General features: G+C 57.9%; 2 protein-coding genes and 1 pseudogene. All 3 read right to left on the bottom strand.

The window, feature by feature from the left end:
• Nucleotides 1-1,547, bottom strand: a 1,547-nt coding sequence (locus tag G489_RS0110865) for a cache domain-containing protein (RefSeq protein WP_029041554.1), incomplete at its 3' end; no start/stop codon positions are given.
• A gap of 347 nt (nt 1,548-1,894) precedes the next feature.
• Nucleotides 1,895-2,488 carry a PDC sensor domain-containing protein gene (locus G489_RS0110860; RefSeq protein ID WP_051332544.1) on the bottom strand — a complete coding sequence of 198 codons (594 nt, stop codon included), beginning with the start codon at nt 2,486-2,488 and terminating at the stop codon, nt 1,895-1,897.
• 184 nt (nt 2,489-2,672) lie between these two features.
• Nucleotides 2,673-2,938 (bottom strand): annotated as a pseudogene (locus tag G489_RS22590) (methyl-accepting chemotaxis protein); the annotation flags it as partial.

Here is a 2,938-nt window from a genome sequence, read left to right as displayed (position 1 = left end):
TACTCCCCTTCCACCCGCTGGGTCAGATCGGTCTGCGCCAAAGCACTCAGAACATCCGCCGTCTCGTCAAGGCCGCGCTCAACCGTCGAGACGAGATTGTTGACCGAACCCGCCAGCTGGTTGAGTTCCTCATCGGGGAACTTGGCGTCAACGCGCTTGCCGAAATTTCCGGCGACCGCGGCGTCGACGACTTCGCCGAACGCGCCTTGAAGTTCACTCATCATGCGGGCCCGCTCCACACGATTGCGTTCGATACGTGCGGCCTCTTCCTCGGTCATTTCGGCGACCTTGATGCCGTTGGCCCGAAATACCTCGACCGCGCGCGCCATATCCGCGATTTCATCACGCCCGTCGGCGCCCTCGATCTCGACATCGTATTCGCCCTTGGCAAGCGTTCCCATGACGCCGGTCAGCCGGGTGACTGGCTTGGTGATCATCCGCGCGATCAGGATCGAGACGATGGCAGCGGAAAGGATCATCAGCCCGCCAATGGCGAAGATGAGATTGCGCATATCGACAAGAGGGCCGAGCGCCTCGTCCCGCGCCTGCACCGTTACGATGGCCCAGTCGACACCTTCAAAGCTCATGGGTGTCGCCGCGGCGAAAAGCGGGATACCGCGATAGCCATTGATTTGACCGAAACCGGCCTCGCCATCGATTGCCGCCTGCACGAGCGGACTGTCGACCCGGGTTGTCAGCGTATCGTCGGCTCCGGAAAGCTCTGAGTCATTCCGCATGGTGAGGTCGCGTCCGACAATGACGGTTTCACCCGTCTGCCCCAACCCCACGCGATCCGAAGTGACCGAATTGGCTTCGTTGATGGAGATCTGATAGGCGATCACGCCCAGCAGCGTATCGGCATCGTCATAGACCGGCGCGGACATGAAACTAGCGGGGGCACCGTTGCTCGGCGCATAGGCGGCCATGTCGAAATAGGCGACTTCTCCATTTGGCAGGGTCGCCGCTTCGCGGAAGGCGCGCCCCAGATCGGTATCAGCCCATTGCCCGCCATCCTCGGAAAACCGCGTCGCAAAATCGGCTTCCTTGGCTACCGAATAGATCAGGTCGCCCTTGGGATTGAACAGAAAGACATCGTAGTAGCCATTGCGCTGCAGGAGCTTGCGGAAGAAGCCGTGGAACCGGCCGTGAATACGGTCATAGCGGGAGTTGGTATCCGCCGCGATCAGCTTGTCGCGCTCGCCAAGCGGATTGGGATTACCCGAACCATAGGCGGCATCAAGGATCGTGAAGGGATCACCGGTCTGGGCCAGATTGCCCCAGGCCGCATCGAGCCCCTGAATCGCCTGGCTGACGCCATTGCTTTCCGACTGGGTCAACAGGTCGGTCTTCACCGATTGCACGTAATCCTTGATCTGACTGGCGCGCGACGATGCGATCGCATTCAGTTTGACGCGCGTTTGTTCCATCAGCGCATCCGCTGCAATCTGATAGCTGGCAAAGCCGACGCCGGCGCCCATCATCAATCCTCCGGAGATCATGATTGCCGGCAAAGCCTTTGACAGCTTGAATCGTTTGAGAATGTTCATCGTCCGCATCCTCGGCCCATGGCCGCTGCTGGTGTCCAACCTGGCCGAATTTCGCGGATTTTTCGCAAGAGATACGTACTAGTACTGGTGTATCTGCAATTTTCTTGCGTCTAAGCAGAGAATTCGGCGCCCTGACAGGTGGTTTTCCTGTGCGTTACAATGTGATTAGAGCGGGTTTGATTTAAAATTTTGTTATTTATGTCATCAAGCTTTCCACACCGCCCCGCCGGTACTTCAAGCCTAAGCATAATTGTCGCTTTTTCTTAACATCGAAAAGAAAACCCCCAAAGCCAAGGCCTTGGGGGTGCATGCAAATTCTGCCTGGCGCCATTCAGCGCCTGGCAAGGTTAGATCTTGGAAAGATCGATGCCGACGGTGACCGCACCGATCGGTTCGCCGCTTTCGGGATCGGTAATGGTGATGCTGACCTGGGTCTGGAGCATCTGGGTCGATTCGTCCTGCTCGACCTCACCGATGTGAATGGCACCAGCGCCAACGCCGAAGCTGTCGCGCCATTTGTCTTCATCGCCTTGCCAGTAGTCAGACGTCGCCGCGCTCTGCGCGACGTTGAGACCGACGGCATCGGTCACAAAGATCTCGGTATAAAGCCCGTCCGATTGTTTCTGGATACCCGCAAGCCATTGCGACGCCTCGGAATTCAGGGCCGTGGAAATCATGTCACCGTCACCGCCGGAAGCTTCGGCGCGCCACTCCTCATCGAGGGCTTCGATCTCGGCAAAGCCATATTCGCCGGTCTCGATGTTCTGCGCGATAATCGCGTCGGTAATGATCGGCTCCTGGGCAAATTCAGCGATTGCGGTATTGGCAAGTTCGGTAAGCCGCTCCTGATAATCTTCCGACTGGGCCACGGCGGCTGGCGCAGTCATCAGAAGAACGGCAGCGGCTGTGATCATGGTCTTGGACGTGAATGTGAATGGCATGGTTATCCTTGGCATGAGTGGTTTTCAGGTCAGAGGTATTCCTGGCATCCCATCGCCCGACGACCACTCCGGCCTGCCGAACGTTCCAGCTGCGTTATTTTAAGTCTTGATTCAATTACAAATAGTGAAAAAGCCGACCCTTTCGGGCCGGCTCTTTGCACAAGATCTGCTATTTGAGGTCCGGTCAGAACTCTTCCCAGTCCTTGTCGATGGCGGCATTGCCGTGGCTGAGATAGGTCGAGGCGGCCGTTTTGACCTTCTCCTGAAGCGCCTTGATCCCGCGCCCCTTCTCGGAGGAGGACTTGTCTCCCCCATCGACCCTGACGCCACTGCCCGCACCTTGATCGTCGATCTGGAAGATCGCCACGATCTGATCGAGCTCTGTTGCTTGCGCTTCCGTTTGCTCGATGGCGGCGTTGGTCTCCTCGACAAGCGCAGCATTGTGCTGGG

It is taken from the genome of Cucumibacter marinus DSM 18995, from assembly GCF_000429865.1.
In the GTDB taxonomy this organism is placed as follows: domain Bacteria; phylum Pseudomonadota; class Alphaproteobacteria; order Rhizobiales; family Devosiaceae; genus Cucumibacter; species Cucumibacter marinus.
This window is presented reverse-complemented; position numbering and strand designations above follow the sequence as displayed.

Excerpts from the sequence above, each read along its gene's own strand:
- G489_RS0110860 (WP_051332544.1), bottom strand. The coding sequence starts at position 2,488 with ATGCCATTCACATTCACGTCCAAGACCATGATCACAGCCGCTGCCGTT.